17 protein-coding genes are annotated in these 16582 nt (G+C 38.0%); 6 read left to right on the forward strand and 11 right to left on the reverse strand.

Annotation, left to right across the window (positions count from 1 at the left end; translation table 11 throughout):
• Window positions 1-107 precede the first annotated feature (107 nt).
• From infC to fzlA, 5 genes are all read right to left on the reverse strand, one after another.
• Window positions 108-647 carry a translation initiation factor IF-3 gene (infC, locus tag QMN76_RS04280; RefSeq protein ID WP_034336023.1) on the reverse strand — a complete coding sequence of 180 codons (540 nt, stop codon included), beginning with the start codon at window positions 645-647 and terminating at the stop codon, window positions 108-110.
• Between the two features lie 140 nt (window positions 648-787).
• Window positions 788-2755 carry a threonine--tRNA ligase gene (gene thrS / locus QMN76_RS04285; protein ID WP_034336020.1) on the reverse strand — a complete coding sequence of 656 codons (1968 nt, stop codon included), beginning with the start codon at window positions 2753-2755 and terminating at the stop codon, window positions 788-790.
• Window positions 2756-2809: 54 nt separating this feature from the next.
• The gene (locus QMN76_RS04290; RefSeq protein WP_282023675.1) at window positions 2810-3721 is read right to left on the reverse strand and encodes a glycosyltransferase family 9 protein; all 912 of its coding nucleotides are present in this window, start codon (window positions 3719-3721) and stop codon (window positions 2810-2812) included.
• A complete protein-coding gene (locus tag QMN76_RS04295) occupies window positions 3718-4884 on the reverse strand; it encodes a glycosyltransferase family 4 protein (protein WP_282023674.1) in 1167 nt (388 codons plus the stop codon). Before QMN76_RS04295 ends, QMN76_RS04290 begins: the two co-directional genes overlap by 4 nt.
• 16 nt (window positions 4885-4900) lie before the next feature.
• On the reverse strand, window positions 4901-5569 hold the full coding sequence (gene fzlA, locus QMN76_RS04300; protein WP_034336011.1) for an FtsZ-binding protein FzlA: 669 nt from the start codon (window positions 5567-5569) through the stop codon (window positions 4901-4903).
• 299 nt (window positions 5570-5868) lie between these two features.
• Between fzlA and minC the strand changes: the two genes are divergently transcribed.
• From minC to minE, 3 genes are all read left to right on the forward strand, one after another.
• Entirely contained in the window at window positions 5869-6576 is a 708-nt protein-coding gene (gene minC, locus QMN76_RS04305) for a septum site-determining protein MinC (protein WP_282023673.1), read from the forward strand.
• A gap of 88 nt (window positions 6577-6664) precedes the next feature.
• Window positions 6665-7480 carry a septum site-determining protein MinD gene (gene minD / locus QMN76_RS04310; protein WP_034336007.1) on the forward strand — a complete coding sequence of 272 codons (816 nt, stop codon included), beginning with the start codon at window positions 6665-6667 and terminating at the stop codon, window positions 7478-7480.
• On the forward strand, window positions 7477-7740 hold the full coding sequence (minE, locus tag QMN76_RS04315) for a cell division topological specificity factor MinE (protein WP_034336004.1): 264 nt from the start codon (window positions 7477-7479) through the stop codon (window positions 7738-7740). Before minD ends, minE begins: the two co-directional genes overlap by 4 nt.
• A gap of 87 nt (window positions 7741-7827) precedes the next feature.
• Here minE and QMN76_RS04320 read toward each other — a convergent pair whose 3' ends face one another.
• The 6 genes from QMN76_RS04320 to QMN76_RS04345 all read right to left on the reverse strand — a co-directional run bounded on the left by QMN76_RS04320 (window position 7828) and on the right by QMN76_RS04345 (window position 14225).
• Window positions 7828-9525: an alpha-keto acid decarboxylase family protein gene (locus QMN76_RS04320; protein WP_282023672.1), complete on the reverse strand. Its 1698-nt coding sequence runs from the start codon at window positions 9523-9525 to the stop codon at window positions 7828-7830.
• A 131-nt stretch (window positions 9526-9656) separates the two neighbouring features.
• Window positions 9657-10097 carry a SufE family protein gene (locus tag QMN76_RS04325; RefSeq protein ID WP_034335999.1) on the reverse strand — a complete coding sequence of 147 codons (441 nt, stop codon included), beginning with the start codon at window positions 10095-10097 and terminating at the stop codon, window positions 9657-9659.
• Window positions 10098-10134: 37 nt separating this feature from the next.
• Window positions 10135-11463, reverse strand: coding sequence for an ATP-dependent protease ATPase subunit HslU (gene hslU, locus QMN76_RS04330; RefSeq protein WP_034335997.1), 1329 nt, complete (start codon window positions 11461-11463; stop codon window positions 10135-10137).
• Between the two features lie 5 nt (window positions 11464-11468).
• On the reverse strand, window positions 11469-12047 hold the full coding sequence (hslV, locus tag QMN76_RS04335; protein ID WP_282023671.1) for an ATP-dependent protease subunit HslV: 579 nt from the start codon (window positions 12045-12047) through the stop codon (window positions 11469-11471).
• A 45-nt stretch (window positions 12048-12092) separates the two neighbouring features.
• Entirely contained in the window at window positions 12093-12485 is a 393-nt protein-coding gene (locus QMN76_RS04340; RefSeq protein ID WP_034335993.1) for a response regulator, read from the reverse strand.
• Between the two features lie 174 nt (window positions 12486-12659).
• Window positions 12660-14225, reverse strand: coding sequence for an ATP-binding response regulator (locus QMN76_RS04345; protein ID WP_282023670.1), 1566 nt, complete (start codon window positions 14223-14225; stop codon window positions 12660-12662).
• Between the two features lie 268 nt (window positions 14226-14493).
• Between QMN76_RS04345 and QMN76_RS04350 the strand changes: the two genes are divergently transcribed.
• From QMN76_RS04350 to QMN76_RS04360, 3 genes are read left to right on the forward strand one after another with little or no spacing between them, the layout of a single operon-like run.
• A complete protein-coding gene (locus tag QMN76_RS04350; RefSeq protein WP_051461757.1) occupies window positions 14494-14928 on the forward strand; it encodes a hypothetical protein in 435 nt (144 codons plus the stop codon).
• Between the two features lie 47 nt (window positions 14929-14975).
• On the forward strand, window positions 14976-15641 hold the full coding sequence (locus tag QMN76_RS04355) for a cell division ATP-binding protein FtsE (protein ID WP_034335990.1): 666 nt from the start codon (window positions 14976-14978) through the stop codon (window positions 15639-15641).
• On the forward strand, window positions 15631-16581 hold the full coding sequence (locus tag QMN76_RS04360; protein ID WP_034335987.1) for a cell division protein FtsX: 951 nt from the start codon (window positions 15631-15633) through the stop codon (window positions 16579-16581). Before QMN76_RS04355 ends, QMN76_RS04360 begins: the two co-directional genes overlap by 11 nt.
• Window position 16582: the final 1 nt, after the last annotated feature.

Raw genomic sequence — 16582 nt, forward strand, 5'->3', positions numbered from 1 at the left:
ATAAAATCTCAGAGTAAAATTAATCTATCATTATATGAAAAGCGAGGATTTTTTATAAATTTAATTATAATAAAAAAGGTATGTAATCTCTTACATACCTTATCTTTTTAACGTGGCGCTAAAACCATAATCATTTGGCGATTTTCAAGTTTTGGCAATTGTTCTACCTTAGTTTCGGCTTCCAAATCCAAACGAAAACGTTCTAAAAGTTGAACACCTAACTCTTGGTGAGCCATTTCTCGACCACGGAAACGAAGCGTTAACTTAACTTTATCACCACCGGCAAGAAAACGCTTTGCAGCATTTAATTTAACCATGTAGTCATTTTGATCAATATTTGGACGAACTTTTAATTCTTTGATCTCGATAACTTTTTGTTTTTTACGCGCTTCATTTTTCTTTTTTTGTTGTTCATATTTGAACTTACCGTAATCAAGAATCTTTGCTACGGGAGGCTCTGCATTCGGGCTAACCTCTAAAAGGCTTAACCCAACTGCATGAGCCATTTTCAAAGCTTCACGTGTCGCAACAATGCCTAACATTTCGCCTTCAGCACCAACAAGACGAACCTGAGGTGCACGAATTTCCTCATCAACAAGCGGACCTTCGCGGTTTGTCGTGGGAGGTGTCGATGTCTTTACTACTATGGTTACTTTTCCTTCTAATAATTTACCTTAGAAAGACATAACTTTATTTTGCAATAAATGCACATATATTCTGTATGATACTCTTTCTAAAGGTATATAAACTGTTTGATTCTTAGTATAATCTATTTTTATTAAACGATCTAGCCTTCACAATGAAGATTTAATTTTTGTTTTGCAACAGGAACACGATTATGATCTGGAGGAGTTGCTTCTTTGGTTAAAATCTCTACCGCTTCATCTAGATCAAGCACCTCTTGTGCTGCGCCACCCAGCCTGCGAATAGCAACTTTTCGTTCTTCAACTTCTTTACGCCCAACGACCAAAATAGCAGGAACATGTTGCAAACTATGTTCACGAATTTTTGCGTTTATTTTTTCATTTCTGGCATCAAGCTCTACGTTTATGCCTGTTGCTCGCAATAAATCCACGACCTCTTGCGCATATTCTTCAGCATCATTAACGATAGTTGCAACCACGACTTGAACTGGTGCTAACCATAATGGAAAAGAACCCGCATACTGCTCAATTAAAATCCCCAAGAATCGTTCAAATGAGCCAACAATAGCACGGTGTAACATCACAGGACGGTGTCTGGCACTATCTTCACCAATATAAGATGCTTTTAAACGCTCTGGTAATACATAATCAACTTGCAATGTACCACATTGCCAATCACGACCAATGGCATCTCTAAGTACAAATTCGAGTTTAGGACCATAAAAAGCCCCTTCACCTTGATTAAGCTCGAATTCAACACCAACTTGTTTACAAGCATCCTTTAAGCTGTTTTCAGCCTTATCCCAAGTTGCATCATCTCCTGCACGAACATCAGGACGATCAGAAAATTTTACACGGAAACTCTCAAATCCAAGGTCTTTATATACTTCAGAAAGCATATGAACAAATAAAGCTGTTTCAGAAGTAATCTGATCTTCACTACAAAAAATATGCGCATCATCTTGAACAAAAGAACGCACCCGCATAATACCATGTAAAGCACCCGAAGGTTCATAACGATGACACGCGCCAAATTCAGCCATACGTAAAGGTAGTTCACGATAAGAACGTAACGTATGATTAAAAATCTGAATATGACAAGGACAATTCATAGGTTTTAACGCATAAGTACGATCTTCATCTTCAACAGAGGCAATAAACATATTTTCTCTGAATTTTTCCCAATGCCCAGAGGCTTCCCACAAGGAACGATCAACCAGCTGAGGCGTACGAACTTCAACATATCCATATCGACGTTGCGTGCGTTGGATATAATTTTGTAAAGTAGTATAAAGTTGCCATCCTTTAGGATGCCAAAAAATTGAACCCGCGGCCTCGTCTTGCAAGTGAAACAAGTCCATTTCTTTACCAATACGACGATGATCGCGACGTGCTGCCTCTTCTAGTTGCGTTAAATGCGCATCCAGCTCTTTTTTATCCCGCCAAGCTGTTCCATAAATACGAGATAACATCGCATTTTTAGAATCCCCACGCCAATAAGCACCTGCAACTTTGGTCAACTTGAACGCATTCCCAACATCAGCTGTTGTACGCATATGTGGGCCACGACATAAATCTAACCAAGGGCCTTGTTGATACACGGAAATTGTTTCAGTTTCTGGCAAATCACGAATAAGTTCTGCTTTATAATGTTCACCAATTTTTTCAAAATATTGAATCGCTTCATCGCGAGGCATGACTTTGCGGATAAAAGCTTCGTTGCGTGTCACGATTTCATGCATACGACGCTCTATTTTTTCTAAATCCTCTGGCTTAAAAGGCTCATCTCGTGCAAAATCATAATAAAATCCATTCTCAATTGCAGGGCCAATCGTGACTTGTGTTCCAGGATAAATTTCTTGAACTGCCTGAGCCAAAATATGAGCAGTATCATGACGAATCAGTTCTAGTGCTTCTTCGTCTTTTCTAGTAATAAATTTAACGGTTGAATCCTCGGTAATGGCCACAGATAAATCAACCAACTTACCATTCACTTCCATCGCCAAAGCTGCTTTGGCCAGCCCCGCCCCAATAGATTGTGCGATCGTCAAGCCTGTTACTGGTCCATCATATTCTCGGATAGAACCATCAGGCAAAGTAATAGAAAGCATAATCAAATCTCCAGAACAAAAAAATTCAAATCTTTATCTCAAAACAACAAGAAATTAATGAACCCACTTCAGCGCTTGCGCAACCTTTTTTACAGAAAGATCCTTTAAATTTTCTTTATATATTATTTTTACATCACGTCCACGCGGGGCAGTTAATAGAGGATCACTGCCAGATGAAAACAAAACCACACTGGGACACCCCACCATAGCCCCTAAATGCATCGGACCTGTATCATTTCCCAGTGCAAATTTTGCCTTTTTCATAATAGCACTCAACTCTAACAAAGTTGTTTGTCCAATTAAACTAATTATTTGTGGACACTGCTTTTGGATGCTCTCAACAAGCGCTTGCTCAGCATGACTGCCTACAACAACAGGTTGAATACTCTTATCAACACAAAGTTTGGCAATTTCTCCATAATATTCAACAGGCCATCGCTTTTCAGGTCGTTTAATAGAACATCCAGGAACCAAAATCGCATAAGGTTTATGAATAGAACCAGTCTCTGCCGCTAACCATGATAAATCAGGTTCAGGAAAATCAGTAATTCCTGCCCTTTGTAACTGATCTTTTTGACGGTCAATTGTATGCATCTCGTTACGATTAGGGTTATCATGTGGATGAGATGAACCCTTAGCAATGCCGGACCATCGTGGTTTTCCTGCTAATTTAAAGTATTGACTGGAACGTCCAGAGGTTTGCAAATCGTAAACAAAATCAAACCCTTGCAATTTTTTTTGCAATTTTAATCGACCCACAATATTAAATTTATGTGGCTTATCATCAACAATTACAGAGTTAAACCAAGGACTATGCTGTGCTAGCTCGACAAAAGGCGCTGTGGTTAATAATGTAATCTCATCTTGTGCATGATATTGACGAATAGCGGCAAAAGGATAAAAACTTTGTATAAAATCTCCCAAAGCACCTAATCTGATCACCAAAATTTTCGATGTTCTATTCATAGTAGCATTAATTGTTTTGTTTCAGGCAGGATCTCATTATAAACTTTTAATGTTGCTTGTTGCATTTGCTCAAGCGTATAATGCTCTTGCACATCCTCTCTGGCAAGCCTTCCTACCCATTTTAAATCAGCTTCTGATTGTTCCATCAATTGCTGTAATAAATCAGCCAAAGCATCTGAATTTCCAGGTTCAAAAACATATCCTGTTTTACCATCTATGACCGTTTCAGCAGCCCCACCATGATTAGCCACGACTACAGGTTTTTCCATCGCCTGAGCTTCGATCACAACGCGACCAAAAGGTTCAGGCTTTAAAGAAGGCACAACGACAATATTAGCCAATGTCAAAGCTGCGGGCATATCTTGACAATTGCCGACAAAATATAAACGATCTCTAACTTTTAATTGTTCTGCTAATAACATAAGCTTTTGAGTAAACTGATCTTTGACCTTCGACGGCCCAACAAAAACACAAATCCAATCTTGATGCTCTGAACCAATCTTAGCCATCGCACGCACCAGCAATTCATGTCCCTTCCAAGCTGTTAGACGCCCTGGCAATAAAATAATTTTTTTACTTTCAGGAATTCTCCATCTCTGAGCAATATCAGCGACTCTGTCCCCTAAAAGATGCTCTGGATCAAAAGATTTTAAATCAACACCACGAGGAATAACACGCAATATCTGTTCTTTTACTTCATAGTTATTTTTCAATCGTTCAGCAATATAATGACTAATCGCAATCACACGCTCACCCTTGGTCATAACTTGATTATACCAGCGTTTCCCTCTCCAAGTTTCACTGAATACACCATGCCAAGTTGTGATGAAATGAACTATTGATTTTCTTGCTGCCAACCAAGCAGACCATGCTGGCGCTCTGGAACGTACATGCACGATATCAACATGATAATCCTTAATTACTTTTTCCAAAGCAAATTGATTTTTCCAAATCACCCAAGGTTTTTTTGAGTTTAAAGGCAGATTAATATAAACCGCACCCATGCGTTCTAATGCATTTTTCCAAATACCGTCGGCACTTGCGACAACAGCCACTCCACCTGCATTAATAATTGCCTGCGCCATTTCAACAGTGCCACGCTCTACACCCCCAGTCCCCAAGGCCGGCAACACTTGCAAAATAACAGGTTTTTCAGACTTCATACCCTCATCCAAATGATTAGAAATCTAGATCAGCATAATATTTCGGAGGAATAACACCACTTACTCGATCATTTAACAAAGAACGGAAACTAGGGCGGGATTTAATACGTGCGTACCAATCTTTGACCAAAGGATTCTTGTCCCAATTTACATCCCCAATATAATCCAATGCAGATAGATGCGCAGCAGCTGCAAAGTCGGCCATAGATAAATTATTTCCTGCCAACCACACTCTATTTTCAGTTAGTTCAGCAATATAATTAAGGTGTGTTTTGATATTCTCATAACCTTCTCTTAACGCTTGTGCATTCGGGTTATTATTACCAAAAAAACGTTTAAAGGTTTTTTCATATAAAAGATTGTGCGTAACTTCGCGCGAAAATTTATCATCAAACCAAGCTGTTAAACGCCGCACCTCAACTCGCTCGGCAAGCGTTCGTCCCATCAATGAGGTGTCAGGGTAAGCTTCTTCTAAATATTCACAGATTGCATAAGAATCAGGAATAGTTAATCCTGTTTCCTCTACCAGAACGGGCACCATTCCAGCAGGATTAATCGCAAGAAATTCTGGTCTTCTTTTCCACACCGTCTCTGTCATTAATTCAAAAGACAACCGTTTTTCTGCCATAATTAGGCGAATTTTTCGACTAAACGGACAAAGAGGCAGATGATACAACATACGCATATAAATTAGCCATTTTTTCTATAAAATCATAAACGAATGAAAATATAACATTGAACTTTTAAATTTAACAGCTTTATCACCATTACATTCAATATCCTATGAAATATTGCTAAAAAACAATTTATAATATCAAACTTTTCCAAAAAACACTATTTTTTAAAATTTGGAAAATAATAGATATTTAAGTGACAAAAAAAGATAAAATGGATATTAAAATCAATTTTTAATTTTCATCCTAAATAAAACATTATAAGTTAATCTGATCTTTCTTTCTGCTTGTCTAATAGGAAATATTATTCGTGCCGGACACCTCTCCCTCTCTTCCCAAAATACGTATTAGAGGCCGCTCTTTCTTGGCCTTAGTTCTCTCTCCAGAAGGCTCTTTGCCTGACTGGTTATCAAGCTTGGACCAACAACTCAAAAGCTCTTCTTTCTTTTTCTTGGGTAAGCCTGTTATTGTTAATCTTGAACTTCTCTCTGGAAATGAAGAAGGGTTGGATGGACTTCATACTGCTTTAACTCAAAGGAATATTCAAGTAATTTGCGTCGAAGGCGGATCATCCACATGGGACGCTCTTCAAAATTGGCCAAAAACTTTTATTTTCGGTAATGGAAAACATATCGATAATTTAGATATGCCTGCTAATCCTCTGCCTTCAAACGCACCGACCCCATGTCTTATTGTTGATGAGCCTGTCAGATCTGGTCAAAGTATCCTTTTCCCCGAAGGAGACGTCATTATCACTAATTCTGTTGCCTCTGGTGCTGAGATCGTCGCCGGGGGATCTATTCACGTATATGGGGCATTAAGAGGCCGAGCCATTGCAGGGATTAGTGGTCAACCCAAAGCCAGAATTTTTGCTTATCAACTTGAGGCAGAACTAATGGCAATTGATGGATTTTACATGACCGCAGAAGAAGTCGACGATCATTTAAGCATGAAAGCAGCACAAGTCTACTTAGATCATGATGTTATGACTGTAACTCCTTTAATAAAAATAAAATAATAATGGGTAAATCCCTTTCTAAATCTCTAGCATTGCTACATAATATCAAGTAATAATTTTCTAACTGGTAAGAATTAAAGGAAATAATATGGCAAAGGTAATCGTTGTTACCTCTGGAAAAGGCGGGGTTGGTAAAACAACATCAACAGCTGCGATTGGGGCAGCCTTGGCGCAAACAGGACAAAGTGTTGTTGTGATTGATTTTGATGTTGGACTTCGAAATCTGGACCTCGTTATGGGGGCTGAACGGCGTGTAGTTTTTGACTTTGTAAACGTCATTCAAGGTGAAGCAGCATTATCCCAAGCATTGATCAAAGATAAACGTGTTGAAAACCTTTATATTCTTGCCGCTTCACAAACCAGAGACAAAGATGCCTTAACCGAAGATGGTGTCGAAAAAGTTATTACCGAACTTAAAGAAAAATTCGATTGGATTATCTGTGATAGCCCTGCTGGAATCGAACGCGGCGCAAAGATGGCTATGCATTTCGCCGATGAAGCTATTATTATTACGAATCCAGAAGTATCATCTGTACGCGATAGTGATCGTATAATTGGTATCTTAGACAGTACCACTGACAAAGCACAAAAAGGTGAAAAAATACCAAAACATCTTTTAATAACCCGTTATGCAGCTAGCCGTGCATCTCGTGGCGATATGCTAAATACAGATGATATTCTTGAAATTCTCTCAATTCCCTTGATTGGCATCATCCCAGAAAGTGAGGATGTTTTAAAAGCCTCAAATCTTGGCTCTCCTATTACATTATCTTCCCCTAATTCTGCCGCAGCTCGCGCATATACTGAGGCCGTAAAACGTTTGCAAGGGGACAAAATTGAAGTAACCGTTCCTACCGATAAAAAAGGATTCTTTAACTGGTTACTTGGAAGGAATGGATCATGAGTTTTTTTTCAAATTTGTTTACAAAGAAAAATTCTGCCCCTGTTGCCAAAGATCGCTTACAAATCCTACTTGCACATGAGCGGTCTTCCAGAAATTCAAATTCAGATTTGTTACAAAAATTACAAAAAGAAATTATGGAAGTCATTCAAAAACATATTTCTATTGATCAAGAAAAAATTCAGATCAAAGTCGATAGAGGTAATGATTTCTCTACATTAGAAATCGATATCGAAGTTCCTCAACAAGAAAATATTACTTAAAATAAATATTTTTGTTAAATTAGCGTATAAAAAAACCAGTAAACAATTTATTTACTGGTTTTTTAATTTATATTTTATATAAATAGCTTAATCATCTATCTTTTTATCAAGCTCTCTTAGACCCCTTGGGCCATAATTAAAAGCCGCCACCATATTAGCAGAAGATTGAACCGCTTTGGGAATATCCAAAGGATCAAACATAATTTCAATCAAACGCAATTGATCTGGCACTTTTTCAGCTTCATTTAATGCCTTTTCCAAATCATCTTCAGTGTTAACTTGGCGGGCAAAATATTCTTTTCCATCACTAAATGCATCAAATAACTGACGATAGTTCCAGTTCGGAATATCATTATATTTAGCATGAAAGCCCATAATGGCGCGCTCAATCGTATAACCTCTATTATTAATCAAGAAAATAATTGGCTTAAGATCGTGTTCAAAAAATGAAGATACTTCTTGAGCAGTTAATTGAAATGAACCATCCCCAATGAAAATCACTTGTCTACGGTCTGGCTGTGCCAATGAAGATCCAAAGAGTGCTGGCAAAGAATATCCAATAGAAAGCCATAAAGGTTGACTGATAATCGTAATACCAGAAGGCATATCTAAAATCTTAACCCCACGCATAGAAGTTCCAGCTTCAGTTACGACAACATCATGAGGCTTAATGAATTTTTCCACACGTTCCCAAAAGCGATTTTGAATAAGTTTTTCATCTTTTTTAGCTACCCAAGAATTACCCGTTTTAGCTGTCTTTGGTTTCCAGTTTTGATATTTTCTAGGAGGTTTTATCTCAGATAAACGATTTAGTAACTCAATCGCAGAAACACCTTCAAAAACTTGATGGCCTATGATCGTTCTAAATGGACGAATATCAATCATATTCTCTGGGATTTTTTGGGTAAAATAACTGGAATTACTATCTGTAAATTTGACATTTAATCCAAATAAACAATCTGATTCCTCAATCGCAGCTTTAACTAAATCAGAAGATGAATGTCCACTATATCCACCAATCCACTGAGGATGGTCACCGTCTAATACACATTGTGCTGCAGATGTTGTTGCAAAAGGTATCTGCAAATTTTCAATCATAGATTGAGTAGCATCATGCAACCCAAATCGATCTAACGCCATTCCAAGTAACGCAGAAGGATTTTGTGCTTTGGCAAGCTTTTCTTCTATACACGCAACAACAGCATTTAGTTGCTGAGCATCACTCGTTTGCTGGCGCAATGAAAGCTTTTCATTATAAACATCAATTTCAAAAAACGTAATATCAGAAGGAATTTGCAGATAAACAGGGCGTTTTTTACGAACACAAGCACGTAACACACGATCAATTTCTTCCACTGCATTTTGAGGTGCAATCCTTGCTTGTGCCACCGTAAAAGAGCGATAACAGCTCATAACATCTTCAAAGTTACCTTCTGCGGTTGTATGATGCAAAAAACGACGTCGATACATACTATTTAATGGAGGTGCACCTGTTATACAAACAATAGGAACATATTCAGCATAAGCACCTGCTATCGCATTAATTGCACTAAGATCTCCAACCCCATAGGTCGTTAGTAATGCTGAAATTCCATTTAATCTAGAATATCCATCCGCAGCATAACCACCATTAAGCTCATTACGAGTACCTACGAAATTAATATCTTTTCTTTTTTCTGCTTGAATTAAAAGTTGAAGATTATAATCTCCTGGAACACCAAGGATATCTTTAACACCAATTTGAGACAATCTGTCGAGTAGAAAATCTCCTATAGTCCGTTTCATATGTAGCCTCTCTATATTTTTTCTTTATAATCAAAGAAAAAGTTGATTTTGTTTATTTTTACTCTGCTCTTAAAATAAAACAAAATCACAATTCCGCGCTTATACGGATAAAAAAACATCTATAAATAAAATTATAAGTAACTTTGTGCAATTCCTTGAATTGCTTTGACCATTGACGCAACCCCATTACTGCGATTAGCAGATAACGCCCCAGCCAAGCCCAAATCTTTGATAAAAATGGGGTCAATCTTTAAAATCTCATGATAAGATCGCCCAGAATAAATTCTGAGCAACAACGCTACCAATCCTTTTACAATCGCAGCATCAGAGCTGCCTGCAAAAAAAAGATTTCCTTCTTTTTCACAAAAATTAAGCCAAACCTGACTTTGGCATCCAACGACACGAAACTCATCATTCTGCCATTCTTGAGGGAACACTGGCAGCTTTTCCCCTAAATCTATCAAGTAACGATAACGCTGCATCCAGTCATCGAATAATTCCAATTCATCTCGAATAACTTCAATAGCTTCGGATGCACTCTGCTCTAGAGGAACAATAAAAGGGTCAGACATTCATAAATCTCGTGTGGTCAAGGTCAAAATTACAGGATTACAGAATAAAGCGACTAAGGTCACTTTTATTTGCTAATGAGGCTACACGCTCTTGAACATCATCACGCGTAATTTCAATTGCTTCCCCAGGTCTTTCAGAAGCTGTAAAAGAAACTTCTTCTAACAATCTTTCCATTACCGTTGCCAAACGACGTGCACCAATATTTTCAACCCGCTCATTAATATCCGTAGCCAGTTGGGCAATTGCATCAACCGCATCTTCGGTAAAGGTTAATTTTACCCCTTCGGTTTCCATCAAAGCTATATATTGCTTTAACAAAGAATGTTCGGGTTCAGTTAAGATACGACGCATATCTTCACATGTTAAAGCTGCAAGCTCAACACGAATAGGCAAACGCCCTTGTAATTCAGGTAATAAGTCAGAAGGTTTTGCTAAATGAAAAGCACCAGACGCAATGAATAAAATATGATCTGTTTTCACCAATCCATATTTCGTAGAAACGGTAGTCCCTTCAATCAAAGGAAGCAAATCACGTTGCACCCCTTCACGAGATACATCCGCTCCCCCTCGTCCGCCACCACCTTCATAAGAACGTGCACAAACTTTATCGATTTCATCCAAAAAGACGATACCATGATTTTGAGTACGATTAATAGCTTCTTGTACCAATGCATCATTATCTAAAAGCTTATCTGATTCTTCACGGATTAATGCTTCTCTAGCTTTGGAAACCGTTAACTTACGAGATTTTTCAGATTTATTCATCAACCCTTTCATCATATCGGAAAAGTTAATGACTTGAGCTGAAGGCATACCTGGAATATCAAATTGATTTACAGATGAAGAAACATCAGTAAGACTGATTTCAATTTCCTTGCCCTCTAACTCACCATTTAATAGCATCTGCATAAATTTATTTTTAGTTTCCGCAGATGCACTTTCTCCAACTAATGCAATCACTAAGCGCTCATTCGCTGCATCTTTGGCTTTTTCTTTGACATCACGACGTTTAATATCGCGTAACATAATCAATGAAGCCTCAACCAAGTCACGTACGATGCTTTCTACGTCACGACCAACATAGCCAACTTCTGTAAACTTTGTTGCTTCAACTTTTAAGAATGGTGCCTGAGATAAACGCGCCAAACGACGTGCAACTTCAGTTTTACCACATCCCGTTGGGCCAATCATCAAGATATTCTTGGGAACGACTTCCTCACGAATACTATCAGACAATTTTGCACGCCTCCAGCGATTACGAAGGGCAATCGATACGGCGCGTTTAGCATCATTCTGACCGACAATATAACGGTCTAGTTCTGCAACAATCTCTTTAGGAGAATAGGTAGGAATAGTATCACTCATAATTATTAACCTTTGGCTGACAATGTCTCTACGGTAAGGGAGGAATTTGTATATATACAAATTTCACCTGCAATTGCCATCGCACGTCGTGCTGTTTCTTCAGATGTTAATCCATCAACACCTAATAAAGCACGTGCTGCAGCCAGCGCATAATTTCCACCTGAACCAATGGCGACAACACCATCCTCTGGTTCCAATACATCCCCATTACCTGTTAAAGTATAAGAGTGCAAATGATCAGCAACCAATAACATAGCTTCTAATCGACGCAAATAACGATCCGTACGCCAATCTTGTGCCAATTCCACACAAGCACGTTCCAGCTGATTAGGATAACGTTCTAATTTTTTCTCAAGTCTCTCTAATAAAGTAAATGCATCTGCTGTAGCCCCTGCAAATCCTGCAAGGATATTACCACCAGCTCCTATTCTTCTAACTTTTTTTGCATTTCCTTTGACGACGGTATGTCCCAAGGTTACTTGGCCGTCACCTGCCATCGTGACATGACCATCACGACGAACACATAAAATCGTTGTCCCATGCCACTGTATCGGATCATGTGAAGATGAATTATGATTTTGCATTTATATCAAATAGCCTTTTTATTAAATAAATATAATACCTTTTTATTATCTTGTAACGAGCTCTTCAACCCTACTTGTCAAAGCACCCAAAGAAAAAGGTTTCGTAATAAGTTTTATATTATCATCCGTTGGTAATTGACCAACACCATGAGCATATCCTGTAATAAATAATATAGATAAATTAGGCCACATTTTCCGTGCCGTTTTGGCCAAATCATTTCCATTAATACCAGGAAGACCAATATCTGTAAGTAATAAATCTATATTATTTTGCTGGCCATTTATCTCTTGCAACAAAGTTAATGCTGCTTGACCGTCCTCTGCAACCAGCACATTAAACTGCATTTCGCTCAGTAATTCAACTAATAATGGACGTAAAACAGAATCGTCCTCTACCACTAAAATTAATTTTTTGATTTTATCTTCTTCTTCATTCATGATGTTATTCCTTATACCCCTGAAGAAAAAGAAGAAATTATAACAGACATCATCTTAATCTTGAATTAAATTCATACGACAAACAGATACATTGTTAATGACAACACATATAAAATCAATAGAATACTATAAAAGTTCAAGTCACTTTATCAGTAGCTTTATTAATATATCGACCTAATTTTCTTGGTTCAAAATCGGTAAATAGATACTAATAGCACTGCCAGCCCCAAGTTTACTTTTAACCATAATATCACCACCAGATTGTTGTGCAAATCCATAAACCATTGCCAACCCCAAACCTGTTCCCCAACCTACCTCTTTGGTCGTAAAAAATGGTTCGAAAATATGAGCAATCGTTTCTACGGACATACCTTCGCCTTCATCCTTGACGGTAATAACGATATACTCTCCACAAGGCAGTTGATTATTATGTAATGATGTGTCAGCAATACTCTCTTGATGTAAAATGACCATAATTCTTCCACCATGAGGCATTGCATCAGCAGAATTAATACAAAGATTCATCACTGCTAACTCCAGTTGTGAAGGGTCAGTTTTGACTAAGACACCAATAGGAACCTGATAGCGAATGTCTAAATAAATACTTTCTTTTAACACTGTATTATTAGTCTCTTTCCAGCGAGACGCGTGCCGCATTGATAAAGTCTGCGATAATAATTCATAGTTTTCTTGCAATTGCTTACGAACATCCACTTCTTGTAAAGAAAGTTTTTTCCTGCGACTAAAGCTAAGCAATCTTTCTGTCAGAGTTGATCCTTTTTGTGCTGCTGCTAGAGCATTGACCAGTAAGCGTTTTACAGAGGAGATTTGTTTTTCATGCAACTGATCTTGCGCTAACAATTGCTCTGAAAGCTCCAAAGAGCCCATCATAGTTGTTAAAAGATTGTTAAAATCATGAGCAATACCACCAGCCATTGTCCCCAAAGCTTGTAACTTTTCTGACTGTTGAAGCTTGGCCTCCAGCCCCTTCTGCTCGGTAATATCAAGCTCCATAATAACCGAAGAACGTGCGATTTCCCCTTTTGCCCTTCCCAGTAATAACCGAGTAATCACAAACCATTGTGAAGGCTCATGTAAATGTGGAGATGGTACTTCCAAAGTTGCAACAAAGCGCTCTTCTTTTTGTAAACGTTGTTTAAACGCAGACAATTCTTCTGGTTTAAAAGAGGGTTCTATTTCCTCTTCAGTTTTTCCCAAGCATTCTTGAACCGTCAAGCCCCTACGTGCTGCAGCCAGCTCATTCATTTTGGTAAATTTGCCCTGCTCATCTTTAAAAGCCAGCCCATAAGGCAAATGATCAAGAAGTCCTTTTAACAAGATCTGCTCGTGCCTAAGTTGTCTGCGATATTCAGAACGAGCAACTGCGCGTTGCACGATTTCTTTTACCGTAAATGGTTCTAAAGGTTTAGGAATAAAAAAAGAAATCCCCCCCTGATTCAAGGCCGTAATTAAAAAATCGGTTCGATCTTTGGAGGCCAAAAGAATACGCGTTGCCACGGTAATATTTCTTACACGGGCAAAGAAAACATTTCCAAACATTGCTGGCATACAATAATTGTATAAAATCGCCGAGAAATGCACACCTCTTTTGATCATATCTAATGCACAATGAGGAGATTGCGTGGCATAGACACAAAATTGATCCCCCAAGATTTCCTTGAGCTCTTGCAAAATCTTAGGATCGTCATCTATAACCAAAACAGCTGGAAGCATATCCATGCTTGTTCTCCTTTACGCTAAAGAACTATCGTTCATATCCCCATGCTTGTAACTGATTTAGACACGCTATCAAATAGTTATTTATTATAAATCAAAGATTTTAATCCTTAATATACATCTATAAAATACAGTTTACCCTGTTATAATCGATGAATTATGGTATATCGATGCTATTCCTATACAAAAAAGTTGCTTTTTATAGGCTTGCATATTACTTCGAACCGAAAGATAATCAGTTCTAATTCAATGTCTATTTGAGGATTATTTCGTGAATATACCCACAGATACTACACACACCAATGAACGTTTGGCCACCTCTGCACCTGAACAACGCCGCATCAAAAGAAATTCAATGCCAGATAACGCTTTATTTCATATGATTTTGACTATTATATGGGCTATTTGTCATTTTATATTTTTCTTTATTCAGCAGATTGCTGAAATATTTGCGCCTCTTTTATTAATTATCGGCATTGTGTGGAAAATTTTACCGAGCTTGGTCCATTCGGCTGTTGGTATGGTCGATGCCGCGGATCCACAAATACGCGATATGGTCGGACGTGGCACAGAATTAATTCCAACCTCTATTAATGTTGCTGGTCATATCATTACTGCATCCTCTCTTATTTTTGATGGAATTTTACTAATAGCGCTTACAGCACTTTGTGCAACCATTACCGCCTTTTTAGGAAGACGTTTATAAAAAAGGTTTTCATCAACCTAACATAAGAAAGAGTTAAAGCATTACGCATGATTCAACTTGATGGTGTCAGTTTAAACTATAAAGACGATATTCCTCTTTTGGAAAATGTAAACTTACATATTCCTCAAGGTGGGTTTTGTTGGTTAACAGGACCATCAGGGGTTGGAAAATCCACTTTGTTACGCATGTTGCATCTTGAAAAAAAATCAAGCACAGGCTTGGTAACAATTTTAGACACCCCTACCAATCATGCACGCAGATCAATACTTTGCAAATTAAAGCAACGCATTGGAATGGTATATCAAGATTTCAGGCTAATCCCTAATTTAACAGTATTCGATAATGTTGCATTACCATTAAGGTTGCAACATTCAGACGAAGAAACCGTGCAACGCTGGACAATGCGTATTCTGGGATGGATGGGGCTTGAGCATAAAAAATATGTCTATCCTAAATTCTTGTCAGGAGGAGAACAGCAACGAATTTCCATTGCACGGGCTGTAATTCATCGCCCCAATTTATTACTGGCAGATGAACCCACTAATGCTCTGGATGACTATCAAGTAAAACGCTTAATGGATTTATTTTATGACTTGAACGACTTAGGATGCACCATTATTATTGCAACTCATAATGATGCGCTAATTCGTCAATTTCCTGCCCCGCGTTTAAAGTTGGAAAACGGACAATTATGGACAAGTGATGCTGTTTAAATACAAAACAACAGATGGTTTAAAGCTGCAACGAGCATTACCTGGGCAATATTTAATTCCTCTTGTCGCAGCAATGGCATTTTTGGCTGCTCTTTCAATCGCTGGAGCATATGCAAGCCAACAACTGGCAAATCGATGGAGTGCAGGTGCGGCTTCAACGGTTATTTTACAGATTCCAACGACAAGTGACATTCCTTTTTCTGATAATAAAACAACGGTCTCACCAACAGCTAAAACAAAAACACAACTTATTCTTGCTTTATTAGCCAAATCAAAAGAACTTACCTCTTTTCATCAATTAACCGACAAAGAGATTGATGAGTTATTAGCGCCTTGGCTTCACGAGAGTATTCAATCTTTTGCACTTCCTATTCCTGTAATTATTGAACTTCATTTAAAAAATGATCCTCCTCTTTCAGATACTTTACAAAAGTCTTTGAAAGAAATTATTCCTGATGTTGTCATCGAACAAAGTAATTTTTGGAATCAACGACTAAATGCACTCGCCAACAGCTTACAAACCAGTGCTTTTCTGGCACTTCTTATTGTAATATCGGTTGCTGCCACCGTCATTGCTTTATCCACAAGAAATGGGTTAATACAGTGTCGACAAACTATTGAAATTATACATAATTTAGGGGCATCAGATACATATATTGCTCTACGTTTTGCAAATAGAAGCGCATACCTTGCTAGCATCGGTGGAGCAATAGGGAGTGTGTTTTCAATTCCCTTGCTTTTATTCCTAACCTATTTATGCTTGCCCTTCAGCAGCGATCCAAATTGGCAAGCATTATCCAACGCTAGCTGGTTTTATTTTTTGATTACAACCCCTTTTCAGCTTTTCGCGTTGTTTATTCTTTTACCAATATGTAACTATTTAATAGGATGGATAACCACAACCATTATCGTATATTTCTGGCTAAGGCATTTAACATAAA

The organism is Commensalibacter papalotli (ex Botero et al. 2024) (assembly GCF_947179115.1).
Classification (GTDB): Bacteria; Pseudomonadota; Alphaproteobacteria; order Acetobacterales; family Acetobacteraceae; genus Commensalibacter; species Commensalibacter papalotli.

Bases quoted from the DNA above. Each gene is read 5' to 3' on its own strand.
- QMN76_RS04290 (WP_282023675.1), bottom strand. From the start codon at position 3,721: ATGAATAGAACATCGAAAATTTTGGTGATCAGATTAGGTGCTTTGGGA.
- QMN76_RS04345 (WP_282023670.1), bottom strand. From the start codon at position 14,225: ATGGATATGCTTCCAGCTGTTTTGGTTATAGATGACGATCCTAAGATT.
- QMN76_RS04355 (WP_034335990.1), top strand. From the start codon at position 14,976: ATGATTCAACTTGATGGTGTCAGTTTAAACTATAAAGACGATATTCCT.
- hslU (WP_034335997.1), bottom strand. From the start codon at position 11,463: ATGAGTGATACTATTCCTACCTATTCTCCTAAAGAGATTGTTGCAGAA.
- fzlA (WP_034336011.1), bottom strand. From the start codon at position 5,569: ATGCGTATGTTGTATCATCTGCCTCTTTGTCCGTTTAGTCGAAAAATT.
- QMN76_RS04340 (WP_034335993.1), bottom strand. From the start codon at position 12,485: ATGAATGAAGAAGAAGATAAAATCAAAAAATTAATTTTAGTGGTAGAG.
- thrS (WP_034336020.1), bottom strand. From the start codon at position 2,755: ATGCTTTCTATTACTTTGCCTGATGGTTCTATCCGAGAATATGATGGA.
- QMN76_RS04360 (WP_034335987.1), top strand. From the start codon at position 15,631: ATGCTGTTTAAATACAAAACAACAGATGGTTTAAAGCTGCAACGAGCA.
- QMN76_RS04325 (WP_034335999.1), bottom strand. From the start codon at position 10,097: ATGTCTGACCCTTTTATTGTTCCTCTAGAGCAGAGTGCATCCGAAGCT.
- QMN76_RS04295 (WP_282023674.1), bottom strand. From the start codon at position 4,884: ATGAAGTCTGAAAAACCTGTTATTTTGCAAGTGTTGCCGGCCTTGGGG.
- minE (WP_034336004.1), top strand. From the start codon at position 7,477: ATGAGTTTTTTTTCAAATTTGTTTACAAAGAAAAATTCTGCCCCTGTT.
- hslV (WP_282023671.1), bottom strand. From the start codon at position 12,047: ATGCAAAATCATAATTCATCTTCACATGATCCGATACAGTGGCATGGG.
- minD (WP_034336007.1), top strand. From the start codon at position 6,665: ATGGCAAAGGTAATCGTTGTTACCTCTGGAAAAGGCGGGGTTGGTAAA.
- QMN76_RS04320 (WP_282023672.1), bottom strand. From the start codon at position 9,525: ATGAAACGGACTATAGGAGATTTTCTACTCGACAGATTGTCTCAAATT.